The organism is Halomonas sp. (genome assembly GCF_052095695.1).
Classification (GTDB): Bacteria; Pseudomonadota; Gammaproteobacteria; order Pseudomonadales; family Halomonadaceae; genus Vreelandella.
The window spans coordinates 1-3,535 of the sequence record NZ_JBQDLQ010000163.1 but is presented as its reverse complement, the minus strand read 5'-3'; the positions used below and the strand labels follow the sequence as shown (position 1 = coordinate 3,535).

At 53.4% G+C, this 3,535-nt stretch carries 3 protein-coding genes; all 3 read left to right on the top strand.

From position 1 onward, the window contains the following. Positions 1–243 precede the first annotated feature (243 nt). The 3 genes from uvrY (at position 244) to pgsA (ending at position 3,389) form a co-directional block, all read left to right on the top strand. Complete coding sequence (uvrY, locus tag ACTH5D_RS17635) at positions 244–894, top strand: UvrY/SirA/GacA family response regulator transcription factor (RefSeq protein ID WP_441673505.1); 651 nt, start codon at positions 244–246, stop codon at positions 892–894. Positions 895–931: 37 nt separating this feature from the next. Further along, on the top strand, positions 932–2,746 hold the full coding sequence (uvrC, locus tag ACTH5D_RS17630) for an excinuclease ABC subunit UvrC (RefSeq protein ID WP_441673503.1): 1,815 nt from the start codon (positions 932–934) through the stop codon (positions 2,744–2,746). Positions 2,747–2,840: 94 nt separating this feature from the next. Beyond that, positions 2,841–3,389, top strand: coding sequence for a CDP-diacylglycerol--glycerol-3-phosphate 3-phosphatidyltransferase (gene pgsA / locus ACTH5D_RS17625; RefSeq protein ID WP_441673501.1), 549 nt, complete (start codon positions 2,841–2,843; stop codon positions 3,387–3,389). The last annotated feature ends 146 nt before the right edge of the window (positions 3,390–3,535 follow it).

The following is a 3,535-nucleotide window of genomic DNA, read 5'->3' as shown; positions in this document are numbered from 1 at the left end:
CGCTGACCTCAACACTGCCAGTGTTGCGCTCTCCCAGCTGAGCTAAGGCCCCACTTACTGCTCGCACCTGCAGCGAGGCGGATACTACGGTGAACATTTATCGTAGTCAAGCTTTTGAATCACCTGCTTTTATCTAATTCTCCTTTGCTGTTAGCTGTGGCACTCTATATGCAGTTAATGTAATAGATTAGCGTACAAGGCCAACGCCTGAGCCCAAGAAGTTTCAATGCAGGAGCCTGTCCATTGATCAGTGTCCTTATCGCCGATGACCATCATCTCGTTAGAACGAGTATCGCCCACCTGCTAAACGAAGAGTCCGACATTAAAATTGTAGGCGAGGTCGACGACGGTGAAAGCGCGGTAACTCAGTGCCGTCAATTGAAGCCCGACATCGTGCTTATGGATATTCGTATGCCGGGGATTGGCGGGCTGGAAGCAACTCGACGCATTCGCCGCACGATGGAAGACATTAAGGTCCTCATCTTAACCGCACACATGGAAGACAGCGTACTGAGACGTATGCTCGAAGCCGGCGCCTCAGGCTTTTTAAGCAAAGGCGCCGGGGCGCTAGAAATGACCGAGGCCATACGCCAAGTGTTTCATGGCGGCCGCTACGTCAGCCAAGAAATTGCCCAGCGCTTAGCACTGTCTCATTTCACTAATGAAGACAATCCATTTAGCCACCTCTCCCATCGTGAGCTACAAATTGCGCTCATGATTGTTAATTGCCAGCGGGTGCAAGATATTTCTGACCGCCTACATTTAAGCCCTAAAACAGTAAACACCTATCGCTATCGACTCTTTGATAAACTACAGGTTGCCACTGACGTTGAGCTAACGCATTTAGCGCTTCGGCATGGGCTGGTCGAGGGGTTTGACGCTACCCAAATATAACCCCACCTCTGCTGTAATCGGGTACCGACACGCTGATATGACCTTTGATTCAAAACAGTTTTTGAGCTCCGTGAGCACCTCCCCCGGGGTTTATCGTATGCTCGACGAACAAAGCAATACGCTTTATGTCGGCAAGGCCAAGCGCCTTAAAGCGCGCCTATCCAGTTATTTTCGTGGCCAGCTGAACACCAAAACCCAGGCGATGGTTGGCCGCATCGCTGACGTCCAAGTCACTGTTACGCGCACAGAAACAGAAGCGCTGTTACTCGAGCAGACGCTAATCAAACAGCTGCGCCCGCCGTACAATATTTTGCTGCGTGACGATAAATCGTATCCCTTCGTGTTTGTCACCGACCGCCATGCTTACCCAGCGTTAGAGTATAAGCGCGCACGTCAGCGACGCGACGATGGCCGCTATTTAGGCCCCTACCCTAGCAGTGGAGCCGTGCGCGAAAGCCTATCGTTGATGCAAAAAATATTTCATATCCGCAACTGCGAAGACAGCGTATTCGCGCATCGCTCGCGGCCATGCTTGCAGTATCAAATCCAGCGCTGCAGCGCGCCTTGCGTTGACTACATTTCGGCAGAGGATTACCGCCGCGATCTTGAACATGCGGTGATGTGTCTAGAAGGTAAAAGTGAAAATGTAACCCAAGAGCTAGTGGCCGCGATGGAGACGGCCAGCAAAGCGCTAAACTTTGAGGAAGCGGCACGCCTTAGGGATCAAGTACAGCAGTTGCGCCAACTTCAGCAGCGCCAGTTTGTCGACACCGGCGGCGGCGATGCGGATATTTTCGCGCTTGCCACGCGCCCCGGTGCGCTGGGTGTTTCTGTTCTCAGCGTTCGCGATGGCCGACTACTGGGAGCGCGCCACCACACGCCGAAAAACGATCTAGACCTGCCGGTTGAGATACTGCTGACGGAAGTCGTCAGCCAATATTATTTTGGTCAACCGCATAACGTGCCCAGCGAAGTCATCACCAGCCACCCGCTAGAGGACAGCGACCTGATTGCCGAAGCGCTGACTCAGCAGGCGGGCAAACGTATTCGCGTGACCAGCCAGGTGCGCGGTCATCGTGCCCAGTGGCAACAACTCGCTATTACTAACGCAGAACAGCAGTTGGCGTCACACCTTGCCAACCAAACGCAGCTGACCCAGCGTTTTAGCGCCTTACAGAAAGCACTGGGGCTAGACGAAATACCCCAGCGCCTTGAGTGCTTTGATATTAGCCACAGCCATGGTGAAGCCACCGTTGCCTCCTGCGTTGTCTTTGATCACCAGGGGCCGCGTAAAAGTGACTATCGGCATTTTCGTATTGAAGGAGTAGCAGCAGGCGATGATTACGCAGCCATGCAGCAAGCGTTGACACGCCGCCTAAAGCGGGTAAAAAGTGGCGAAGCGGTGGCGCCCGACATTTTGATTGTCGATGGCGGCAAAGGTCAGCTCAACATGGCTCGCAGTGTGTTTAAAGCATTAGACATCACCAATATCATTCTACTCGGGGTTGCCAAGGGCACGACACGTAAGGCGGGGCTTGAAAGCCTATTCTTAGAAACAGCGGACAACCCCCTCAACCTAGACCCCTCCTCGCCGGCGCTGCACCTGATACAGCACATTCGGGATGAGTCACACCGCTTTGCGATTGCCGGGCATCGCGCCCAGCGCGACAAAGCAAGACGCACGTCTACCCTTCAAGACATTCCTGGCGTCGGCCCTAAACGCAGACGAGAGTTATTACGCTTTTTTGGCGGCCTACAAGGCGTACAAAAAGCCAGCCGCGATGAACTTATACGCGTACCGGGTATCAATGCAGCACTCGCCGAAAGCATTTACCGGGCGTTAAACGGATAAACATCCTGTTAGCATGGATGCTATCGGCTAAGGGGGATAGAATGACTCCAAACATTTCGAATCCTATGATTTCCAGCAAGGATCGCTTCCTGCGATGAATATACCCAACATACTGACCCTGGCGAGAATCGCCTTCATCCCGCTACTCGTGGTGCTGTTTTACCTCCCGTTTAGCTGGAGCATGCCCGTGGCAGCGGGGCTATTTGGCCTAGCCTCGATTACTGACTGGCTGGACGGCTATTTAGCGCGCCGCTGGAATCAGTCAACGCCGTTTGGCGCTTTTTTAGACCCTGTGGCCGACAAGCTCATGGTCGTGGTGGCCCTGGCGCTATTAATTGAACGCTACGACACGTTAGTGCTAACGCTTCCCGCCCTCGTCATTATCGGCCGTGAAATCGTTATTTCAGCGCTGCGAGAATGGATGGCGGAAATGGGCAAGCGTGGCATGGTGGCCGTATCATGGGTTGGCAAGTTCAAAACAACACTACAAATGGTCTCCTTACTCATTCTACTGGCGTTCCCGCCAGCGCACCCGCTTGCGCTGGTAGGCGTTGTCGTACTGTATGTCGCCGCTGCTCTAACGCTCTGGTCAATGATCCAGTACCTGAAAGCCGCCTGGCCACATCTCAGCCGTTCGATGTAACTAGTCGCTCCGTGTAAGCTGCTGATAAATAAATAAGTAGCAATCTAGGATTGATTGATTGACAACTCGGTGGTGATCCGTATAATTCGCCATCGAGTCGAGCGGGAATAGCTCAGTGGTAGAGCATCGCCTTGCCAAGGCGAGGG

Coding starts and splice junctions, on each gene's coding strand:
- uvrC (WP_441673503.1), top strand. CDS start 932: ATGACCTTTGATTCAAAACAGTTTTTGAGCTCCGTGAGCACCTCCCCC.
- pgsA (WP_441673501.1), top strand. CDS start 2,841: ATGAATATACCCAACATACTGACCCTGGCGAGAATCGCCTTCATCCCG.